This is a genomic window from Paraburkholderia sp. BR10937 (genome assembly GCF_040965695.1).
Lineage (GTDB): Bacteria > Pseudomonadota > Gammaproteobacteria > Burkholderiales > Burkholderiaceae > Paraburkholderia.
Window position 1 is genome coordinate 1 of record NZ_JBFRCL010000209.1, and the last position, 255, is coordinate 255.

The 255-nt window shown below is 65.9% G+C and carries 1 pseudogene; it reads right to left on the reverse strand.

Annotated features, from left to right (window positions below):
* Window positions 1-255: pseudogene (locus AB4Y44_RS42690) on the reverse strand (electron transfer flavoprotein subunit beta/FixA family protein); the annotation flags it as partial.

Genomic DNA, 255 nt, shown 5'->3' on the forward strand with positions numbered 1-255 from the left:
TGACATCGACGCCCAGGTCTTCCGGCTTCACGGTTTCCAGCGGCTTCTTCTTCGCCTTCATGATGTTCGGCAGCGTGACGTAGCGCGGCTCGTTCAGGCGCAGGTCCGTCGTAACGACTGCGGGCAGCTTGAGCGACAGCGTTTCCGCGCCACCGTCCACTTCGCGCGAGACGGTCGCCTTGCCGTCGGCCACGACCACCTTCGAGGCAATCGTCGCTTGCGGCAGGTTCGCCAGCGCGGCGAGCATCTGGCCGG